Annotated in this window: 24 protein-coding genes; 1 reads left to right on the top strand and 23 read right to left on the bottom strand. The window is 47.0% G+C overall.

Annotated features, from left to right (window positions below; genetic code table 11):
* Positions 1-45: 45 nt before the first annotated feature.
* The gene (locus ACX9NY_RS04770; protein WP_017687732.1) at positions 46-375 is read right to left on the bottom strand and encodes a nucleotide pyrophosphohydrolase; all 330 of its coding nucleotides are present in this window, start codon (positions 373-375) and stop codon (positions 46-48) included.
* A 173-nt stretch (positions 376-548) separates the two neighbouring features.
* Here ACX9NY_RS04770 and ACX9NY_RS04765 point away from each other — a divergent pair, with 173 nt between their 5' ends.
* Positions 549-1,418: a YitT family protein gene (locus ACX9NY_RS04765; RefSeq protein WP_253438555.1), complete on the top strand. Its 870-nt coding sequence runs from the start codon at positions 549-551 to the stop codon at positions 1,416-1,418.
* A gap of 116 nt (positions 1,419-1,534) precedes the next feature.
* Here the strand turns inward: ACX9NY_RS04765 and ACX9NY_RS04760 are convergent, their stop codons facing one another.
* The 22 genes from ACX9NY_RS04760 to aroB all read right to left on the bottom strand — a co-directional run bounded on the left by ACX9NY_RS04760 (position 1,535) and on the right by aroB (position 21,588).
* Positions 1,535-2,404 carry a sporulation protein YpjB gene (locus ACX9NY_RS04760; protein ID WP_339235165.1) on the bottom strand — a complete coding sequence of 290 codons (870 nt, stop codon included), beginning with the start codon at positions 2,402-2,404 and terminating at the stop codon, positions 1,535-1,537.
* A gap of 151 nt (positions 2,405-2,555) precedes the next feature.
* A complete protein-coding gene (locus ACX9NY_RS04755) occupies positions 2,556-3,182 on the bottom strand; it encodes a DUF1405 domain-containing protein (RefSeq protein WP_339235168.1) in 627 nt (208 codons plus the stop codon).
* Between the two features lie 110 nt (positions 3,183-3,292).
* Entirely contained in the window at positions 3,293-4,177 is an 885-nt protein-coding gene (locus ACX9NY_RS04750; protein ID WP_339256117.1) for a menaquinol-cytochrome c reductase cytochrome b/c subunit, read from the bottom strand.
* 22 nt (positions 4,178-4,199) lie between these two features.
* On the bottom strand, positions 4,200-4,871 hold the full coding sequence (gene qcrB, locus ACX9NY_RS04745; protein WP_017687726.1) for a menaquinol-cytochrome c reductase cytochrome b subunit: 672 nt from the start codon (positions 4,869-4,871) through the stop codon (positions 4,200-4,202).
* 15 nt (positions 4,872-4,886) lie between these two features.
* Positions 4,887-5,429, bottom strand: coding sequence for a QcrA and Rieske domain-containing protein (locus tag ACX9NY_RS04740; RefSeq protein WP_017687725.1), 543 nt, complete (start codon positions 5,427-5,429; stop codon positions 4,887-4,889).
* Positions 5,430-5,621: 192 nt separating this feature from the next.
* Positions 5,622-6,044, bottom strand: coding sequence for a DUF2487 family protein (locus ACX9NY_RS04735; RefSeq protein WP_472477306.1), 423 nt, complete (start codon positions 6,042-6,044; stop codon positions 5,622-5,624).
* Between the two features lie 152 nt (positions 6,045-6,196).
* On the bottom strand, positions 6,197-6,376 hold the full coding sequence (locus ACX9NY_RS04730; protein WP_017687723.1) for an IDEAL domain-containing protein: 180 nt from the start codon (positions 6,374-6,376) through the stop codon (positions 6,197-6,199).
* A 23-nt stretch (positions 6,377-6,399) separates the two neighbouring features.
* Positions 6,400-6,906, bottom strand: a complete 507-nt coding sequence (locus ACX9NY_RS04725; RefSeq protein WP_339235180.1) for a gamma carbonic anhydrase family protein — start codon at positions 6,904-6,906, stop codon at positions 6,400-6,402.
* A gap of 44 nt (positions 6,907-6,950) precedes the next feature.
* Positions 6,951-8,069: a hypothetical protein gene (locus ACX9NY_RS04720; RefSeq protein ID WP_339256121.1), complete on the bottom strand. Its 1,119-nt coding sequence runs from the start codon at positions 8,067-8,069 to the stop codon at positions 6,951-6,953.
* A 275-nt stretch (positions 8,070-8,344) separates the two neighbouring features.
* Positions 8,345-8,944, bottom strand: coding sequence for a histidine phosphatase family protein (locus tag ACX9NY_RS04715; protein ID WP_339307334.1), 600 nt, complete (start codon positions 8,942-8,944; stop codon positions 8,345-8,347).
* Positions 8,945-8,987: 43 nt separating this feature from the next.
* Positions 8,988-9,623, bottom strand: coding sequence for an anti-sigma factor family protein (locus ACX9NY_RS04710; protein WP_339235188.1), 636 nt, complete (start codon positions 9,621-9,623; stop codon positions 8,988-8,990).
* Positions 9,620-10,213: an RNA polymerase sigma factor gene (locus ACX9NY_RS04705; protein WP_062835180.1), complete on the bottom strand. Its 594-nt coding sequence runs from the start codon at positions 10,211-10,213 to the stop codon at positions 9,620-9,622. Before ACX9NY_RS04705 ends, ACX9NY_RS04710 begins: the two co-directional genes overlap by 4 nt.
* A 709-nt stretch (positions 10,214-10,922) precedes the next feature.
* Positions 10,923-12,017, bottom strand: coding sequence for a prephenate dehydrogenase (locus ACX9NY_RS04700; RefSeq protein WP_339256126.1), 1,095 nt, complete (start codon positions 12,015-12,017; stop codon positions 10,923-10,925).
* 26 nt (positions 12,018-12,043) lie between these two features.
* Positions 12,044-13,144: a histidinol-phosphate transaminase gene (hisC, locus tag ACX9NY_RS04695; RefSeq protein ID WP_472477303.1), complete on the bottom strand. Its 1,101-nt coding sequence runs from the start codon at positions 13,142-13,144 to the stop codon at positions 12,044-12,046.
* Positions 13,145-13,230: 86 nt separating this feature from the next.
* Complete coding sequence (gene trpA, locus ACX9NY_RS04690) at positions 13,231-14,037, bottom strand: tryptophan synthase subunit alpha (RefSeq protein WP_472477301.1); 807 nt, start codon at positions 14,035-14,037, stop codon at positions 13,231-13,233.
* Positions 14,034-15,233 (bottom strand): tryptophan synthase subunit beta, encoded by a 1,200-nt coding sequence (gene trpB, locus ACX9NY_RS04685; protein ID WP_215076005.1) that lies wholly within the window; start codon positions 15,231-15,233, stop codon positions 14,034-14,036. Before trpB ends, trpA begins: the two co-directional genes overlap by 4 nt.
* Complete coding sequence (locus ACX9NY_RS04680; RefSeq protein WP_472477299.1) at positions 15,230-15,931, bottom strand: phosphoribosylanthranilate isomerase; 702 nt, start codon at positions 15,929-15,931, stop codon at positions 15,230-15,232. The genes trpB and ACX9NY_RS04680 overlap by 4 nt, the downstream gene beginning before the upstream one ends.
* 35 nt (positions 15,932-15,966) lie before the next feature.
* On the bottom strand, positions 15,967-16,755 hold the full coding sequence (gene trpC / locus ACX9NY_RS04675; protein ID WP_472477297.1) for an indole-3-glycerol phosphate synthase TrpC: 789 nt from the start codon (positions 16,753-16,755) through the stop codon (positions 15,967-15,969).
* Positions 16,745-17,785, bottom strand: a complete 1,041-nt coding sequence (gene trpD / locus ACX9NY_RS04670) for an anthranilate phosphoribosyltransferase (RefSeq protein WP_253442664.1) — start codon at positions 17,783-17,785, stop codon at positions 16,745-16,747. The genes trpC and trpD overlap by 11 nt, the downstream gene beginning before the upstream one ends.
* Positions 17,786-17,853: 68 nt before the next feature.
* Positions 17,854-19,422 (bottom strand): anthranilate synthase component I, encoded by a 1,569-nt coding sequence (trpE, locus tag ACX9NY_RS04665; protein WP_472477294.1) that lies wholly within the window; start codon positions 19,420-19,422, stop codon positions 17,854-17,856.
* Between the two features lie 688 nt (positions 19,423-20,110).
* Positions 20,111-20,488, bottom strand: coding sequence for a chorismate mutase (gene aroH, locus ACX9NY_RS04660; protein WP_253438600.1), 378 nt, complete (start codon positions 20,486-20,488; stop codon positions 20,111-20,113).
* A 5-nt stretch (positions 20,489-20,493) separates the two neighbouring features.
* A complete protein-coding gene (gene aroB / locus ACX9NY_RS04655) occupies positions 20,494-21,588 on the bottom strand; it encodes a 3-dehydroquinate synthase (protein ID WP_472477292.1) in 1,095 nt (364 codons plus the stop codon).

The raw sequence follows: 21,588 nt of genomic DNA, 5'->3' as shown, positions 1-21,588 counted from the left end.
TGACCCTCCCCGATCGGGTGATGGTACAGCATATGTAATCTACGCCTAATCGGTGTTTTTGGGAGTCCACCGATTGGCATCGCGGGTGTTAAATTTATGCATGACTTTGTCGTGCGCCTCAGCCAGATCAATGCCGAGTGAGTTCGCAAAACAAATCGTGATAAATAAAATATCTCCAAGCTCAAGTTCAATGGAATTGGCTGCTTCGGAAGATTTCTTTGGCTTCTCGCCAAACTCATGATTCACTTCCCTGGCAAGCTCCCCAACCTCTTCAGACATCCGGGCCAGCATGGCCAGAGGACTGAAATACCCCTCCTTGAACTGGGAGATATACTGATCAACCTCACGCTGCATTTCTGCGATGCTTTTCTCCATGAGAACGGATTCTCCTTTTGAAATGATGTCGTATTTGTTCCTAATAATATCAGTTATTTAGATTCACTTCCACCATCATCAGCGACAAATCATTTTTAAAGAATCAATAAACAGGTATACTAGGATGGGAATGATTGCTTCTTCATTCTAATTTATATACAGCGAGGGATCTTATGAGCACTGCCAAAACCTGGGTTCAAGTTAAACTGGTACTCCCCATCCTGTTGGGTACAGCCTTATATGCCTTTGGGCTCCTCTATTTTATTATCCCTAACCAGCTTATGGAAGGTGGCCTCACCGGGGTTACCGTGCTGATCAATTATGCTTTCGGCATCTCACCTTCTCTAACGACCTTGATTCTTAATGTCCCCCTCTTTCTGATCGGGCTCAAAATTTTGGGCGGCAGACAGATGATCTATACGGGTATCGGAATCGGGGCTTTGACCGTTTTTCTATGGTTGTTTGAAAAGTTGATTCATCTGGGCTGGATTGAACCATTACATACCGAGAATGACCTCCTGTTAGCTGCATTATATGCAGGTGTTACCCTTGGAGCCGGTCTTGGCATCGTATTTCGTTGGGGTGGAACGACGGGCGGTTCAGACATCATTGCTCGCATTCTAAATCGCAAGTATGGGTGGAGTATGGGACGGGTATTGCTTGGCATCGATTTTGTTATTATCGGTCTCTCTCTCATCTACATCCCCAAAGAAAAAATCCTGTATACGCTCGTAGCTGTATTCATCGCTTCCAAAGTCATCGACTTTATTCAGGAAGGTGCATATTCTGCCCGGGCATTTATGATCATTAGTGACCATGCACCCGAGATTGCGGACCAGATCACACGGGATATGGATCGTGGCGTTACCCTCATTCCAGCCATTGGCGCATACTCTAAACAGGCCAAACACATGGCCTACTGTGTGATCTCCAGGCAAGAGTTCCGGCGTCTGCAGACTATTGTACGTTCCATAGACCCCAGAGCTTTTGTCATCATCAGCGATGTTCACGATGTACATGGAGAAGGTTTCAAAGAAAGCTGACATGCTGTAGAAACTACAAAAAGACCTCTTTTCACATGAAGAGCCGTTACCGTGGCTGTTTATGCGAAAGAGGTCTTTTTTTATAATAAATATACCACGATCACGTTTATATCCAATTAGCGCCGAAAAGGAAAAATCCCCTGCTGCTGTGCACGATATTTACGATATCCGGCGTAACTTAGCGTCGCCACAATGACCGAACTTATCAGCAGCCCGGCTGCCCTTCGATCAGGGCCTTGTACAAACGGTACAAAGGCACTCTCGTCCTTCTCGCGACCAAATAACTGGTTCACCAGTTCCTCACCGTGGCCCACCATGCTCTTTAACTGAGCCAGATCAGGCTGTTTTGCAGCGGTAAGCCCTTTGGTATGAGATAACCAAGCGTCCATCTGAGCAATTTCATACGGTTCACGTCGAATCAGAGCGGCAGGACGTATCGTCTCATAATGCTCCTCCAAAACGGTGTAGCGATTTGCCAGCACAGCCGCAGTTTGCCCTTGATCTGTAGCAGCGGACAAAGCATCCAGATCGTTTTTCACGATTTTATAATACTGAAGCCATAAAGGCTTGGTTGGATTCGCGAGACTATCTGCTGCAAGTCTGAGTTTGGCAGAGGACTGCTGAAGAGAAGCGTCGTCATTTTTCACCTTCACAACGGCTTGTTTCACTTCAACTATGGTTTCGGACAAGGCGTGAATGCCTTCGACTGTCGTTTGTCCCTCAAAGGAGATATGCTCCAGACTTTTACTAATACGCAGAATGCTTCCTCGCACTTCTTCAATATTGTTCTCCAGTGCCTGACGATACAAAATGGCTGCTTCTTCATTAAGTTGCGCAATTGAATTGCTAGTGGACACTTGCTGATCCGAAATCGAATTCAGTCCATCACTTTGCGCGGATACACGATATGCTAAGTTCGTCCAAAGCAGCAGAGCCATGAACGATACCACCAATAAGCCGGTTTTGATCCCGAACGTTCTCTTCATGGACATCCCTCCCACCACCAATGTATGGCGGGGGACAACTCGTTAGAACAAGCAGAAGAGGATTCCGTACCCTACTCGATTTGTGACATAGAAAAAGCCGCTAAAATAGCGACTCTTCATGAGACTGTTATCCACTCCCCAAAGTATGAGCTCAGGTACGTCTTGCCTGTCTTAAGGCTAGCCACGCGCACAGAATGCTCACCAGTGTCAGTCCGAATGTGAAATTACGCACACCATCAACATGATCATAGAGGGAGGCGGGTAACCAAGGGTAAATATCATATGTATAATCCATTGTATCGTTCAACAGCGTCCAGAGACCTGCAATGACAAGGGCAGCCCATCGGAAGCCGAAAAAGCGTACATATATAAGAGCTTCAATCGCCATTGCGCTATGGGAAGCAATCAACATCCAGTCTTGCCAGTGCTGTGTGCCACCTTGCATCCAGCCAGCGAAAATAATGGATACGGCCCACACGCCATATTTCACAGATGTGACCACAGCAAGCGCCTGAATCACATGTCCGATCCGTTTGATAACGATGGACCGTGGTGGGTACAAGATCCATAGCAACGCTAAAGTAAAAAACAAACTCGCTGTTGGACTATCTGGCACAAATACGATCTGCCACACCGGTTGCTCAGCCAGCGTCAATTTCATTTGCTCTCCGTACCAGATGTATCCGTATACCGTTCCTACCGCATTACACCAAAATAATAGCCACAGGAAATAACGATTGGTCAGAAACTCCCTGCTCCAGAAATACGATAAAGCCACATTCCCTGCCCCTTCCTTCATCATATATTGCGCACATACAGTGCTGTCCAAAAAACACTTCAAAAAAACCTGACCGCATAAACGATCAGGTTTCATTGGTTATTTCGATTTTACTGTTCTGCTTTCTGTTTCGCAAGCCATTCGGTCAGATGAGTAATCTCTTCATCCGTTACACCTTGAGCAATCGCTTGATTGTACATCGCAGGCATCTCGTTGTAGCCTTCTTTGATAATGGTCAGAATCTCTTCCTGGCTGTGCTTGTCACCCACACCTCGAAGTGAAGGTCCACTTGCCCCCTTCATATCAGCCGCATGGCAGCCAATACACCCAGCCTTCTTGTACGTTTCCATTGCAGGATCATCCTGTTCCACGATCGCAACTTCTTCTTGCTGTCCAGGTGCATTGGAAACTGGAGGGAGCCCCTGTTCACGCCTCTCCAGTGCTTCTTCTTCACGTTGAATATGTTCAGGCTTCTGTCCACTTGCTTCCAACTCATGCTCGTAGTGTGTCCACGCTACATTCGTCAGATAGAATACAGAAATGACCGACAGAATCATCAGTGATGAAGCAATGGGGCGCTTATAGAAACGCCGCTCCTTACCTGTGTCCAGAAATGGTGCCAGCAGCAACGCTCCAAAAGCGACCCCGCTGACCCCCAGTACCCCGAGCAACACGTAATCGCCCGATGCGTATGGATACTTCAAGTACTGATACAGAAAAAGGAAGTACCAGTCCGGCATGGGTATAACGGATGCGCTTGGATTGGCCGGATACCCCAAAGGTGCAGGTTCTGAGATCGTTAGTACCAAAATCCCCACCAATACAACGACACCAACCATCCATTCTTTCAGCAGGAAGTTAGGAATAAAGGCTTCTGATTTGCCGGGATACGCCGTGTAATCAGGCGGGGTAATGAATCCCGCACCTTTACGAACCCGTGAATCACCGACAAAGATAACCTTTTCCTCATCATGCTTCTTATGTCCGTGAGCCATTGCGATTCCTCCCTTCTTTCGTTTATAGTGGTCCCGAAATGCCCTGTCTGCGGATCATGATAAAGTGTCCGACCAGAAGCACCAGAAGCACAGCGGGGAGGAAGAATACGTGCAGGGCAAAGAATCGGGTTAGTGTCTGTGCACCAACAATCGTACCGCCTTGCAGGAATTCTTTAATAATTGGTCCCAACCAAGGAACCGTATTGGCAATCTCCAGTGTTACTTTTGTTGCGAAATAGGCTTTGTTATCCCATGGCAACAAGTACCCTGTCAGACCCAGGCCCAACATGACGAAAAAGATCAGCATGCCGACAACCCAGTTCATTTCACGCGGTGCCTTGTAAGAGCCTGTAAAGAACACACGCATCGTATGTAAGAACATCATTACGATAACCAGACTGGCTCCCCAGTGGTGCATGCCGCGAACAATTTGGCCGAAGGCTACTTTGGTCTGCAAATACTCCACACTTGCGTAGGCATTGATAATATCAGGTACGTAATACATGGTCAGGAACATGCCTGACAGAATCTGAATAACAGTAATAAAGAACGTCAATCCACCAAAGCAGTACACGAATGCGGAAAAGTGATGAGCCGGATTTACATGCTCTGGAACTTCATGATCCGCAACGTCCCGCCATATTGGCGTGATATCGAGACGCTCGTCAATCCAGTCATAGACATTTTTAAACATCTGCGTTCACGCCTCCTAATTCACTCGGGTGTTCGGAACAATGTCGCCCAGATATACCCAACCCTGCTCTTCCTTGACTACGTACTCATCCAGCGGTTTGGGGGCTACGGCAAGATTCTTCCCTTCCTTGTCATAGTGCGCGCCATGGCAGGGGCAATGATACTCGTCAGGGTACTGTTTGTCACTATTCCAGCCTACTGTACATCCCAGATGTTTACAGATAGGTGAAAGTGCATAAATTTTACCCTGCTCGTCTTTGCGAATCCACGCCACTAACGATGCATTACTCAGATACCAACCATCCTGTTGTTTAAGTTCAAAGGTGAATTCTTGAGGCTCATTCGTAATTTTGCTGATTTCAGCTACTTTGACAGAGGTGCCTTCTCCCTTATGTTGCAAAATCGGGTCCACCGCAAAACGGACCATAGGAAGGATTGCACCGGCGGCCATGTAGGCTGTAGCTCCACCAAGCGTGTAGGTCAAAAACTGCCTGCGTGACATCTCCATGCGGCTTGGCAATTTCAATGAAGCTTCGTGGTGGTCATGCTCACTGCTCATACTGTCTCCAACCCCCTTTTTCAGCCAACTCTCTCAACCGTTTTCATTTTCATAAATTCCACGACTTACTAGAACATACATAATCATATAGTAGCCCTAGAACACCGTCAAGAATTTGTCACACATTTTTAAGGTTCATTTGTAAGCGTTATTAAAAAAATGTTGTAAAATTGTCACATTTGTCGCCAAAAACTATTTTTTCCACAACTCTCGTATCTTTTCCCCTACAAATCTCGCAATGCCCTCTTCTCCGACCTCATGAGTTAATACGGACCGACTCAAAACCAGATCAGCAGAAGGAATTTCCACCTCATTTAATTGACCATCTGATGACATAATAACCACATATTTGAATCCGGAAGACTTAAGCTGTGAAGACAAGGAATTTAATGTCATTGACAATTTCGGATTAGCATAGTGAAAGGCTGGATAAGTCATGATTCTCCCTTTGAAAGGAATTTCGACCAGATCCAGAAAATCTCTCAGCCGCTCCAATGCCTCGGTAACTTCAACCGGCGACTGCTCACCGCTAAGAGCTGTATATGGAATAAGGCATGTATCCAGATAGAGTTGCAGTTCAGCCCAGCTGTCTTGAGTCATCTCACTGAATTTCAATTCCCTATATCCCCTCTCTATCCATTTTATTCCCATATTATATATGACCATTTCTTATAAATCCAGACATTCATTTCGTAATTTCACATATCAAAAAAGGAAACACGCATCTGCGCATTCCCTTTTATCTCAGAAAGGAACTATTTTGCCCATCAGTTTATGGTCCTCAGTTCATCCGTCAGACTCCGGAAAGCTACTTCGTCTCCGGTAGCTAACGCTTTATCGATTTCCAAATAGAGCTTCTCGCTGCGCTGTTTGCGAAGCGCTTCGTCCCACACCATCTCAGCTGCTAGCCCCAACATGACTTCATACGTAACTTTCATTTTATCCAATAGGATGCACCTCCAAAACGGATTTAAGAGCTCCTATATTCTTTTCCTTTGGTGACATAACCCAGTGAAGTTCTGGACATCCGCTCCAGATCAGCATCAGTCAACTCACGTATCACTTTGGCAGGTGTCCCCAAAGCAAGAGTATAGGGCGGAATTTTACTATTCTCAGTAACAACAGAACCGGCTCCAATCAGCGTATATTCCCCAATGTCTGCTCCATTCAGCAGAATGGCTCCCATGCCGATTAATGATCCTGTTCCAATACGACAACCATGAATGATCGCTGTGTGTCCTACGGAAACATCATCTCCCACAATTAAAGGTTGATCCGTATTGACATGCCCAACAACATTATCTTGAATATTACAGCGCTTTCCAATGACAATAGGAGCCAAATCAGCCCGCAGGACCGCATTGAACCAGACGGAAGACTCTTCTCCCATTCTCAAATCACCAATTAGTTTCGCACCTTCAGCTATATATACCGAAGAGTGTAACTGAGGTTGTAGGCCTTTGTATGGAATTATCATTATTATCACTCCTTAATTTGGGAGTGATTTTAGCAACTTGTCCTTCACTTGTCAAACATAATAGGTGTAACGTCTCCTGAAATGGAGCGACAGGATGCAGCAAGACGTGAACCCCAAGCTGTCATTTGTATCGTCCGACCTTCCTCATGTTCCCCAATTCGGACCATGCCAAGATGCAACATCATTTTAACAATTCTGTTATCATAGATGGCCTCGGCTGTATCATAATAGAACGGCTGAATGAATGGACCGATCTGACGAAACAGCGACTCGGCGGTAGACCATTCCAAGGCACATTCGCCTGTCCAATACACAATAGAGGACAGATTGGGAATAGCACCTTTATACAATCTTAACCAAAACCTAAATAGCTGTATCATTTCGGCCGTTTTCTCAGCCCCCAGCTTGTCTTCTCCGGTTGGTGACAGCTTCAGCATGCCTTGCTCCTCACGAACCAGCCGGTGGTGAAATGCATAGTCGTAGAGAAGTGCAAAACGATCCGGGTAATCCTTAAATGAACGACCATATCCGAATCTCCAGCCACCTTTGCCCACCAATTCCTCACTAATGTGTAGATGCTCCATAATCTGCTGTTGAGAGCGCCGGTACATCATGCCCTCAGCGTTAAGGGCAATTTCGTGCTGCTGGACAAACTGAAGGAACAACTTGAGATCATCCGCTAAGAGATGATACTCATCCCGATACATGGGCGGTTCCGTAGTTTTGGTGATCCCTGCTCGCAGATGTGTGGATAACACATCCCTGAATCTTAATTTCAGATCCTGTGGCACCTGATACAAATACCTGGTCTGCTGCGTTGTCCCATTGAACAACCATCCACTCTTATTGAAGCGAACGATGAGATCACGTGGACTGGCGCCTGCCTCACTCTCCTTTTTGTCCATCGATTGACGGGCTATGGCAATGAGTTCTTCCATACCATAATACTGGCGAGGATCAAACAACAAGTTGTTCAAAAAGCGCTGATCTGCTTGATTCAGTTGTCGTACCTGCTGCTCAAAAAAGGGTCTGCTGCCCAATGTAGTGAGAATACTCTGGATGAGTTCATGTTTGGAGTTGGGTTTGCATTCACATTGGTAATAGTCTGCAATTCGATTAAGCTGGCCAATATCGGCAAAAGTAAGCATATCCGCTAGATTCATGGGTCCATCGCCTCGCCCGTTAACTACTTCGGCTGCTGATTCGGAGCCTGAAATAGTTTGGTTTTGTAAACATCGTTGACGGAATTCCTATAATCTAAACCTCTTTTTGGAAATCTTTTATGTTTGAATCAATTTCATAATATCTTTAGTGAATTATGAAATTAATTGTTAATCATACTATGCCCCAAGTCGGCCAATCAGAAGAAAAATGAGAGGTTTGAAATCATATAAAGGCTTTATTCCCCCTAAAATGCAAAAAAACAACCCAAGTTGGATTACTCAGGTTGTTTTGCTGTGTCCAAAGACAGATGTCGTGTGCAATTATATAACAGCGGACTCCAGTCATCACGTTCCTTTTCCAGGATCGTCAGTGACAGGTTTCCAATCCGCTGCGTATACCGATCTTTAAACAAGGCTGTTAACAGGTTGGCCAGAAAAGCTCCGTGAGTGACAATGAGTACGTTTTGGTCCGAATAGGCAGACCATAGATCTTCCAGAAACGCCATTGCACGAAGCTGGATATCCGCAATCTTCTCCTGTCCCAAGTCCAATGTCTCCCAGGATTGGCCCCAACGGGCAACCCGCTCTTCTGACGTCAGACCTTCAATCTGACCAAAAGCCCTTTCTTTCAACCGTGCGTCCGGCTCAAGCATAGGTACATTTAACAGTTTGGAGATAATCTCCCCTGTTTCCTGTGCCCGCGATAATCCACTTGTGATGATATGGTCCCACTGGTAATCTTCAGTCAACAGACGTCTTCCCAGTCGCTCAGCCTGTTCACGACCTTCCCCATTCAGAGGTATATCAGTCTGCCCCTGTATACGGCCTGCCGCATTCCAGTCTGTAAGACCGTGACGAATAAGCCCGATTCGCACTTACATCCCTCATTTCTCCACACGGCGAACGAAAGGTTATTACCTATGCACTCGCACTTTGTTTACGTTTATTCGTTGTTCGATGCATACGGCCAAGAGAAAATAACGCCATTCCAATTGCAAGTAAAGACAGGGCCATCCAATACTGCGGATAAGCAGGTCCCATACTCACTACAAAAGGTTCGATAATGCTTCCTCTATCCGCTCCAGTCATGTCGTACTGATATAATCCAGATGACGAAGGTGCGCTTCCGGCAACTCCTGTCTCCAGAATACCCGTAGCAACAACTTTGGTTTGCTCAGCTTCTGACACATCTGGCTTAAACATTGCCATGTACAGAAAGCTGCATAAAAAAATAGCCAGGAACGCGGCAATCCACAAAGACATATGCTTGCGGATCGCAGCAGAGAAACGATTAACCTTTGCCTCCTCCGGCAATAACCATGGAGACTCCGCATAAATCCGGTCCATAACGTTACGGTTCACTCTCTCTGCCTGTTGTTCTGTCACTGGAATCGGGATGCTGTGCAGCAAGATCTGGGCTTCTTCCCAAACCTCAAACTGCTCGGAGCAGTCTTCACAACCAGCGAGATGAGCATGAAATGCAATCCGCTGAGGATGATTCTCCGGCAAGTCCCAGACCAGTGCAAACAGTTCCTGGGCATCATTGCAATTCATCGGTTCTTCATCCCTTCATATGGCTCGTACACCGGTTCGAAGAAATAAGGTTCCAATTGAGTTTTTACGCTTGATCTTGCTCTGAATAATAGCGATTTCACAGAACTGACGCTCTGCCCAAGAATATTCGCAATCTCCTGGTAGTCTAGTTGATCATACTCACGGAGTATAATCGCAGAACGTTGCTTCTCCGGCAAGTTGTTAATCGCATCTCTAACCAGCATCACCCGCTCGCTGCGCAGTACAGCATACTCCGGTGCATTCTCCGAAGGAGCAACGGGAACAATCCCGCTCTCTTCAAGTGGGACATTTCCGCTGCGCTGTTTGCGAAGCTCACTCAGTACCGTATTTCTCGCAATGGTATATAACCAAGTTGAGAATGAGGCATCCACCTCACGGAAAGAGTGCAGACTGCGGAACGCCTTATAGAAAGTCTCAGAACAGAGATCTTCCGCAAGCAGCTCCATATTGGAACTTTTCAACATATGATATACGAAAGCCAGTATTTTACGCTGATAACGACTCATCAGCTCGGAATATAACTCCAGGTTACCTTCCTTGATCTCTCGAATCAACTGGGAATCCGTCATTTGAGTGCGACCCCTCCTCGCCCATCCATGTGCTTCTCCCCGTTCGACTCTATCCATGTATTACCGAACAGGCACAAAAAAGTTGCGGTTTTCACCGCATATAAACAGCGTTCAGCGCCATAACTGGCCCTCCCGCCAAATTCCCCTATGTAATGGCAATTTCCCCAACGTTTCTACATTAACAGTATTTATTGTACAACGGTCTGCATCATCCTGGCAAATCCATTGCTGTCCACAGAACCCGACCTGTCATTCATATGCAGTCATTTTCACGTTCATGACTTCATTTAGAGCCTTTTTGGTAAGCCTTTCATATATAGACGCATGATATACTGAAAAGGTTACAAAAATGTGATATTTTTTTGATTTCAGGCCCTCAAAAAAAGGAGTTATTATCCTGAATTACCGAAAGATATAATTAATTCAAACAATTTTATTTAAAGTGTTGACAGAATGAAAACGTATACATATAATAAGGGTACAGTATGGTTTCTCTCCACTCCTATCCAATAACTGTATTGCTCCACGTGAGCAATGGCCGCTTTTGTAAGCGGTCTTTTTTTTGTCTTCAAAAAGGAATTACCTCTAGTTTAGAGGTTAATATTTGCATTCATCTTTTATATATCGCCCTCTTTGATTTCTGAGGAAATTCATATAACAACTCCATTACAACTCCACAAAAAAGAGGGCTTTCGCCCTCTTTCTCGTCTTATACCCACACTTGATAGCCTAAGGAATCCAACAATGTCTTGGCTCGTTCCATATCCTCTTCCTGACGGAAAGACAGACGCATGATGCCCGGCACATCCACCCGGTTTTCGATAATCTCCAAGTTGCTCAGGTTAATGTCATTCGCCCCAAGCTCAGTTGCGATCTTACCAATCATACCCGGAGCATCCTGGACATCGGTGTACAGATCAAATAACGGTGAGATCATGCCTTTGCGTCGTTCGGGCAATACACTGCGGAACTCACGGGCCTGACGGAATGCTTCCTCTATGCCATCACCGTTCTTATGTTCCAACATATCCGTAAAGGCCGTCATTTGGCTATTCCAGTCCTTAAGCAAGCCCAGTAGGACATCACGGTTGCTAAGCAAGATATCTCTCCATACAATTGCATCACTGGACGCAATCCGGGTAATATCCCGGAAACCACCTGCAGCCAGCATTTTATACAGCGGATTTGACTCATTATATTCACGCACCTGATTGACCAGCGCAACAGCAATAACATGTGGCAAATGACTAATCGCACCCACGATGTCATCGTGCAGCAGAGGCTCCACACGCACGATCTGTGCGCGCGTATAGGCAAGCAGCTCCGACAACCTGCTGTAAGCTTCTTCAGGTACTTGCTCTGAAGGGGTTAAGACATAATATGCATTCTCAAACAACACGGCTGAGGCCGCATCCACGCCTGCACGCTCCGACCCTGCCATAGGATGACCACCAATGAAGTAAGCGTCAGTCAGCCGCACATGCTCGGCACAAGCGGCAATGGAAGCCTTGGTGCTTCCTACATCCGTGATGATACATCCTTTCTTCAATGGAAGCCTGGAAAGCTTCTCGAAGTAGGACTCAAGCAAACCTACGGGAACGCACAAAAAAATAAAGTCGGCATCCTCTACCGCTTCTTCCAGTGAGAGCGTAGCATCATCCACTACACCGCTCGCTATGTACTTGTCCTTCAGTTCATCCAAGTGGGCATAGCCCATCACGGTTACACCTGGCTTGCCTTTGAAGCAGAGCGCAAGTGAACCGCCGATGAGTCCTACACCAATCATTGCAATTTTTAGTTTCATGGGTCCTCACTCTTTCATCGCCAGTATTAAGGGCTTGCTACCGCCTTCTCAGCCAGCGTGTTCTCCAGTGCCGTGACAAATGCACGGTTCTGTTCTGATGTTCCGACGGACACACGAATGTAAGTTGGGTATACGTGGAATCCTGGGCGAACGATAATGCCTTGTTTCAGCAAGGATTGGAACGCCGTAGCCGAAGGCATGTTCAGATCAACCATAATGAAATTACCCTGTGAAGGGAAATACGACAATCCGAGCCGTGTAAATTCATTTTGCAGGAAATCCCGATCCGTTGCATTCCGCTTCGAGCACTCTTGAACAAAATCCTGATCCAGTAGTGCAGCGGTTGCCGCAACCTGTGCAAATCGCGAAGTGTTAAACGGCTCACGTACACGGTTAATCAAATCAATAATTTCGGGACGTGCGATGCCGTATCCGATCCGGAGCGAAGCCAAACCATAAATTTTGGAGAATGTCCGCAGAATGACCAAGTTCGGATACCGTTCGATCAATGGTATGCTTTGCGGATATGCATCATCGGTTACGAATTCATAATAAGCTTCGTCCAGTACAACCATCACATGTGCAGGTACACGGTCCATAAAGGCTGTAAGTTCCTGCTCAGAGATAATCGTACCTGTCGGATTATTTGGATTACACACCCAGACCGCTTTCGTTTTGTCGTTGATTTGCGCAAGCATCGCGCTCAGATCATGCGTTCCATCTTTAAGAGGCACTTCGATGGTAACGGCTCCTTCAATATCGGCATTGCTTTTGTATACGGAGAATGTCTGATCTGCCATGATGGTCTCGTCACCCGGCAAGAAGAAAGCTCTCGTGATCAAAGCAATAATCTCATCAGAACCACAACCAAATATTAAGTTGTTCCGTTTAATACCAAGATGCTTGGCAAGAACTCCAGTCAGCTCAACCGAGCTACCGTCTGGGTATATGCTTATGTTAGTCATTTCTCTCGTAATGGCTTCCAGGGCGGCAGGAGAACTGCCGTATGGGTTTTCGTTGGAGGCCAGTTTGATGACTTGTTCAAGCCCCAGTTCACGTTTCACTTCTTCAATCGGTTTGCCCGGTTGGTACACAGGCAGATTGACAATCTGGGATTTCGGTTTCAACCCGACCGCCTCCTGTTATTGAAATAATGTTAGACACGAATGAGCGTGCACCTCATGTGTCCAAGGGATGTACTTTCAAGACATCTCTATCCCTTCAATTGTGCCACAAAGTTGCGAATTTGCAACAGCCCCTCTGCACGCGTGTCCGGATTTCCAAGCAGAGGGATCGCTTCTTCCACCTGACGAACGATGGCACTACCTACAACAACACCATCGCAGATGCGGGAGAAATGTTCCACCTGCTCATGACTAGAAATACCGAAACCTACCGCTACAGGGACGTCTGTCAGACTTTTCACCGTCTCAATGAAGCTTTCTACACCATCAAAGAAAGAAGCTCTCTCTCCGGTTACTCCAAGGGAAGATACACAATAGATAAAGCCACTTGCTCCATTCACAATCCGCTCAATCCGTGCATTAGATGTAGGTGCAACAAGTGGCACCAGATGTACTCCCGCGCGATTAGCACGTTGTCGCATCTCTTCCGCTTCCTCAATTGGCAAGTCCGGAATGATCATGCCACTAATATCGTGTTTGACCAATTCTTCAAAGAATACATCCAACCCGGTCTGCAAGACCGGATTATAATAGGTGAACAGCACAAACGGCAGTTTCACGCCTGCCTTACGAGCTTTTGCTGCGGTTTCCATAACCGTACGAATGGTAATCTGGCTTTTCAGCGCACGTTCGGAAGCACGCTGAATGACGGGACCATCTGCAAGTGGATCGGAATAAGGAACACCCAATTCCAAAATATCCGCTCCGGCCTGCTCAAGCTCCTTGATGATATCGATCGTTGTATCCACATCCGGGTCTCCCACGGTTAAGAATGGAATAAGTGCCGTTCGGTTCTGTTGCTTCAATTGCTGGAAGGTCTGGTCCATCAGATTCATCCCAAGTCGCCTCCCGTGTATTTCATGATCGATTCAACGTCCTTGTCTCCACGTCCCGACAGACAAATGACTACAATATCATCTGCTGTGAGTTCAGGCGCCAGTTTGACAACTTGGGCAACCGCATGTGCAGACTCCAGAGCAGGAATAATTCCTTCCGTCCGACATAGGAGTTGCAGAGCATCAAGTGCTTCCTGATCCGTGATCGGTACATATTTTGCCCGTTCAATATCCTTGAGATAGGAATGCTCCGGACCAACACCCGGATAATCAAGTCCGGCCGAGATGGAATGCGCTGGCTGAACCTGTCCATACTCATCCTGCAACAGGTAACTCATAGATCCCTGGAACACACCATGCGTACCTTTGGTCATCGTCGCAGCGTGATACTCGGTATCGACCCCTTTGCCTGCGGCTTCAACGCCAACAAGCTTCACATCCTGGTCACCGATAAATGGATAGAACATGCCGATTGCATTACTTCCTCCACCGACAGCTGCTACAATTACATCCGGCAAACGTCCTTCGATCTCCTGAATCTGACGACGGGTCTCATCACCAATCACTCGTTGGAAATTCCGTACCATCATCGGATATGGATGAGGTCCAACCACTGATCCAAGCACATAGAACGTATCCTCCACATTGCTGACCCAGTAGCGAAGCGCTTCATTACCAGCATCCTTCAGTGTCCGTGTTCCGGACGTAACCGGAATTACTTCTGCTCCGAGCAGCTTCATCCGAAATACGTTTAACTGCTGACGCTCTGTATCTTCTTCGCCCATAAATACTTTGCATTCCAGTCCAAGCAATGCGGCTACAGTTGCCGTTGCAACGCCGTGTTGACCTGCACCCGTTTCGGCAATAACTTTCTTTTTGCCCATCCGTTTGGCAAGCAGACCTTGTCCAATGGCGTTATTAATTTTGTGCGCGCCTGTATGATTGAGATCTTCACGTTTCAGATAAATTTTCGGTCCGCCCAATCGGCGTGACAATTGCTCTGCATGATACAATGGGGTTTCACGTCCAGAATACTCGCTCAGCAGATAATTCAGTTCCTTGTTGAATTCCTCATCTTCAGAGAAGTGGCTGTATGCCTCCTCCAACTCAATAAGTGCGTTCATTAGTGTCTCAGGTACAAAGCGGCCTCCGAAGTGACCGAAACGCCCGTGTTGATCCGGCAATTGATGTGTCATGCCTGCTTCACCCTTTCTACGAATGCTGTAATTTTGGCAATATCCTTCACACCTTCAGTCTCAACGCCACTGGATACATCGACGCCGAAAGGTGCATATGTCTGTATTAATTGCTGTACATTGTCCGGCTGCAAACCTCCTGCAACGAACAGAGAGATTTCGCGACTTTTCGCCCATTCCGCATAGGCAGGAATTCGCTCCCAGGCAAATGTTTTCCCGGAGCCCCCTCCATATAGAGGATCATGGGTATCAAGCAATATCGCATCAACGAATTTATCGTAAGCATCAAGAGCCCTTACGGCTACATCATCAGCTTCCGGACCCGTTTCATCTTTGGGAAAAGAAAAAACCTTGAATACTTCGGCATTCCACCGCTGCTTGACCTGATGGCAGAATTCCGCAGACTCCTGTCCATGCAGTTGAATAACATCCAGGTGAGCAATGTCCATAATGTGTTCCAGTTCATCAAGCGTAGGATTCACAAATACACCCGCAAGCTTCGGCCGATCATAGGCAGACCATTCGAACAACACGGTTCTTAATGCAGCAGCCTGCTCGGGTTCGATTCGGCGGCGTGATTTGGCAAAAACAACACCAATGTAATCCACAGGCAAGTTTATCATCGATTTTAGCACTTCAACGTCCTGAAGTCCACATATTTTTACGGCCGCTGGCAGCGGGTTTCTCCGTTCAGACATACTGTCACCTGTGCCATCGTGTATGGAAGTATTCATCATTTGGGTCCCATCAAATCATATACAGCCGCCTCGACATCATCCTTGCGCATGAGATGCTCACCTACGAGAATACCATGAACACCGGCCTGGATCAGAGGCACCGTTGATTCTGGTCCGTCAATACCACTTTCGCTAATCAAAGTGACCCCACTTGGAATCAATTCCATCAAATCCAGTGTCGTGCTCAGACTGGTTTCGAATGTTTTCAAATTACGGTTATTAATGCCCACAAGTGTGGCCTGCGGAATCTCCAATACCTGCTCCAGTTCTGTTCGATCGTGAACTTCAATCAAGGCATCCAGCCCCAAACTTTTGGCAAATTCCAGATATTGACGAATCTGTTCAGGTGTCAGAATACTGGCAATCAGCAGGATCGCATCAGCACCCAGTAATCTTGCCTCGGCAATCTGTCGTTCATCTATAATAAAATCCTTGCGTAATAGCGGAATATTCACCGCTTGATGGATCGCCTGCAAGTACTCGTTGCTCCCTTGAAAATACGACACATCCGTTAATACGGAGATGCAGTCTGCACCTGCTCGCTCATAAGCAGCAGCAATCTCTACCGGATGAAAATCCGGGCGAATTAACCCTTTGGATGGTGAAGCCTTCTTCACTTCAGCAATAAGGCCGAGTTTGCGATTACGTCTGCTTGATAATGCTTGTTCAAATCCCCGGGTTGCGGGTAGTTGTTCGATTTTTTGGATAGCCTCATCCATGCGAAATGTCTGTGCCAATACTTCTACTTCTTTATGTTTGGTTGCAACGATTCGATCAAGATACATGACTGTACGCCTCCGTTGTATGAATTAACTGTTCAAGCTTCCCGGCAGCTTTGCCTGAATCTACCGCTTCGGCGGCAAGTGTGACCCCTTCAGCAATGCTATCTGCAAGACCGGATACGTAGATGCATGCTCCAGCGTTCAACAGTACGACATCACGGTAGGCACTCTGCTCACCCTGGAAGATCCTCTTAATAATTTCGGCATTCTGTGCCGCATCTCCTCCAAGCACCGCTTCGAGTGGATGCAGAGACAAGCCCATATCACGTGGATCAATATCGTAGGTGTGCACTTCACCATTGCGAAGTTCAGATACCTGAGTTGGCGCCGAGATACTGATTTCATCCAAACCATCATGACTGGCCACGACCAACGCTCTTTTGAGACCAAGACGATTCAGCACTTCAGCGATCATCGGCGTCCGGGAACGATCATACAGACCAAGCAATTGGCGATCTGCTCCCGCAGGATTGGTTAAGGGTCCGAGCATATTGAAAATGGTACGCACACCCAGCTCTTTTCTCGGTCCTGCCGCATGTCGCATGGAAGGGTGATATACTTGGGCAAAACAGAAGCAAATTCCGATATCATCCAGACATTGTCTGGCTTGTTCCCCGTTCAGATGGATATTTACACCGAGTGCCTCCAATACATCTGCACTACCTGCTTTGCCTGAAGCTGAACGGTTGCCATGTTTGGCGACCCGAACCGAGACGGCGGAAGCAATAATGGCAGATGCCGTGGAAATATTGAATTTATGAATTCCCGATCCGCCTGTTCCACAAGTGTCCAACAAGCCGCTGCCATCCGTGAGAATCCGTCCGCCTTGACCACGCATCGCTTCAGCAAAACCGGTGATCTCATCCACCGTTTCCCCCTTCATGCGCAGCGCCATTAACAAACCTCCGATTTGAGCCGGCGTTGCCTCACCTCTCATAATCGAATACATCAAATCTCGTGCTTCGGCTTGCTCCAGATGGCTGCCCTCTAAAATCTTCGCTAATCCATTCTTCATGCCATCCTCGCGAGTCATCTCAGTAATCGGGGTTACAAAGTTTTCATTCATAATCGGGTTTATGTTCATCTCCGGTCTCTCCTCTCTTAGTTTTTAGCGGCAGCTGGTGTGACAAAGTAGTCTGCATTTGCCAATCTCAACGTGCTGTCCTTTTCTTTGGCAGGAAACATGGCTTCTGCTGTTCGAATCGCCTTGAGCAATGCTTTGGCTTTGTTAACCGTTTCTACATATTCATTCTCAGGCACTGAATCCCACACGATGCCTGCTCCGGCCTGCACATATGCTTTTCCTTTTTTGAAAATAATCGTACGAATAGTAATACAGGAGTCCATGTTACCAGAGAAACCGAGGTATCCAATCGCTCCGGCGTATGCACCGCGTGCCTCTTTCTCCAGTTCCGCTATGATCTCCATTGCACGAAGTTTCGGTGCACCAGATACGGTACCCGCTGGCAAGCATGAGAGGAACGCATCGAAGAAATCCTTATCATCTCTTAGCTCGCCCGTAACGTTGGATACCATGTGCATCACGTGAGAATACCGTTCAATCTCCATGAACATGTCACACTTCACACTGCCGAAGCTGGATACCCGACCCAGATCGTTACGGCCCAAATCAACCAGCATGAGATGCTCCGCACGTTCCTTCTCATCCTGGAGCAGATCAGCAGCGAGTGCACGATCTTCCGCTTCGGTTGCCCCCCTTGGACGTGTTCCCGCAATCGGACGTGTCTCCACACGATTTCCGTCCACCTTGACCAGCGCTTCAGGCGAAGTGCCGACGATAATTTCATCATCCATTTTGAGGTAGTACATATAAGGTGATGGATTCAGGGTTCGAAGCACGCGATACACGTGAAGCGGAGAAACCTCTGTATCAATGTGAAAACGTTGGGATAATACCACTTGAAAAATATCACCTGCGCGAATGTACTCTTTGGCTTGCTCTACATTACCTATGAATTGTTCCTTCGTAAGGTTGGAGCGAATATCTCCCAGCTCCACGTCTCCTGGAATGGAACGCGGATTCAGATTTTCCCCTGGTCCTTGCTGCTGCAACCGTTCAGCGGCCTGCTCCAGCTTCTCCGAAGTCACCGCATACGCTTGCCGTATCTCATCATCCGTTGCACCATCCTTGACGTGTACATTACCGACGAGCAGCATCTGCTGCTTCACATGGTCGAACACGATAATCTGGTCACAGAACATAAAACGGATGTCATCCATATTCAGATCATCCAGCGCGTGGGCTGGAAGCTTCTCATAATAGGACAGCAGATCATATCCGAAGAAACCAATTGCCCCGCCTGTGAATGGTGGCAGTTCATCATCTTTTGGGCTGCGGTACTTACGCAACAGTGCTTTCAGTTCTTCAATCGGTTTGCCTGGCAATTCACGAGTCTGTCCCGCTTCTTCCACTACAATCCGGCCCTTCTTGGCCGAAATCATTAGGAACGGATCTGTACCGATGAACGAGTATCTCGCCCATTGGATTCCCCCCTCTACACTTTCCAACAGGAATGCCCGGTCGTTGTCAGCAAAACGGCGGAATATTCGAATCGGAGTCTCCATATCTGCCAAAATCCGTTTGACTACCGGAATCAGATTATACTCATTTGACATTTTCAGTACTTGATTAACGTTTGGCGTTATCATCAAATCACGTCCTTTCAGATTTAGGTAGGTTCAACTAAAGAGGTTACACTGAGCACTCCGATGACTGAACAACCTTCCGATCGCTGTTATCCCCAGAATTTTTTGACTCCCTTTCTAAAGGGAAAATCCGTTGATAAAGGCGAACGCTCCGCTTCATCAGGTTATTTCTGTCCTCTCCGTTTGTGTAAAAAGCTTAGTTGAACCTATAAGGGTAGAAGAAAAAAATATGTACAAAAAAACCTCTACCATCAGGTAGAGGTTTGGTTATAAGCTGTATTCAACAGGGTGATGCTTCATAAATAACAAGTCCCTATACTTCGCTCTCGGATTATTACAGGTCTCTGGATTGATGCATGTTACATCATCCAATGCGGGAAAATAAATCAGTTATAACACATCAACTACTCATTCCAATATTTCGTAAAATATGGGAAAGTACATGTTTGTGTTGAACCGATATATATCTAAACAAAAGGTGTCCTACGACACATTTGCTGCTTTCCTGTTCCTGTTACAACTTCCGTAGCACGACGTACCGTGAATCAGTTGACCGGTTTCTGTTGCCCCGGTTACCACCCACTGGACTCTGCTATATACTCCACTAGCTCAGCTGCTCTCAGCTCAATCTCTACTCTACTCAACTGGTTCTCACTATACATCATTATGATCTGTTTGACAACCTGCTTTTTTAAGATCCAGAAGGTGCTGCCAGATCCGGACGCAATGCCTGTGCACCGTTCAGATACACATGATGGATTTCGTTCTGAGCTTTGTTTGTATTGACATGTACCATGAATCGAATGCATTGTGCCAAGGCACCTTTAACCGGAACTTCCAGTGCACACATCAGTGGTACGAGTTCCCAACCATCCAGTTGGCGTATAGCTTTTGCCGGAAAAGCAGCATCCAGATCCCCAGTTAACGTAATCCACACACTACAGATATCTTCCGGTTGGATCTCATTGCGATCCACAATCTCCTGCAGCAATACAGCCGTTTCTTTCAAAATCTGTTCTTCGTTGTTCTGCGTGACTGTTGTAGCCCCGCGAATTCCTCGTGTGACCATTGCTGTTATTCTCCCTTCCTGAGCATCTCAATGACGTCCCGAACTGTCGACACAGGTACGTCCTTCACAATTCTTGCAGCCCCAATCCGATCAGGAATGATGAACACCATATGACCTTCACGGAATTTTTTGTCATGCATCATCGCTTCCATTAATGCATCCGTGTCCAGATGAGCAGGCATCGTTGTTGGAAGGCGAAGTGAACGCAACATGCGGACCGTATCTTCATACAGCCCTGCTGGCGCACCAAGCTTCTCACCAAGCAATGCCGATCCAGCCATACCGATGGAAATTGCTTCTCCGTGCAGGAATTCTCCATAACCGGCAATCGCTTCAATGGCATGACCAATCGTATGTCCAAGGTTCAACAATGCACGTTCTCCATTTTCACGCTCGTCTCTGGATACGATCTCTGCCTTGATACCACAACCTCGCTCCAGACCATATCCCAACGCTTCGGGATTGAGCGCTAGCAACTCCTCTGCATGTTCCTCACACCAGTGTGCAAAAGCCGCATCACGGATCAGCCCGTGCTTCAGCATCTCTGACAAACCTGCCGAAACATCTCGTGGCGGCAAGGATTGAAGTGTGTCCACATCGTAGAGTACCAGCTCGGGCTGGTGGAATGCACCGATCATATTTTTGGCCAGCGGATGATTGACAGCCACCTTGCCACCTACGCTGCTGTCATGCGCCAAAATCGTTGTAGGTACTTGAACAAACTTGATTCCACGCATATATGTAGCAGCAACAAAGCCCGCCAGATCACCTACGACACCACCACCTAGGGCCAGAATCGCAGAACTCCGATCCAGTTTGCCTTCGATCGCGACGGTCATCATATCCTGATACACCGAAAGGGATTTCGATGTCTCACCAGAGGGTACAACCGCCGATACGACTGTATAACCAGCCATACGCAGCGTTTGCTCCAAACCTGACAAGTATTTGGGAGCCACATTTTCATCTGTAATGATGAGTAAGGGACTTTTTTTGGTTAGGCCATATTGCTCAAAATATTGAGGGGCTTGTGCCAATAGGCCGCTACCAATCAGAATCGGATATGAGCGCTCCTCCAACTGTACCGTCAGCTGACGCAT

The organism is Paenibacillus sp. CB74, from assembly GCF_055687625.1.
Note: the sequence above shows the minus strand (reverse complement) of the source record. Positions and strands in the feature narration are given on the sequence as shown.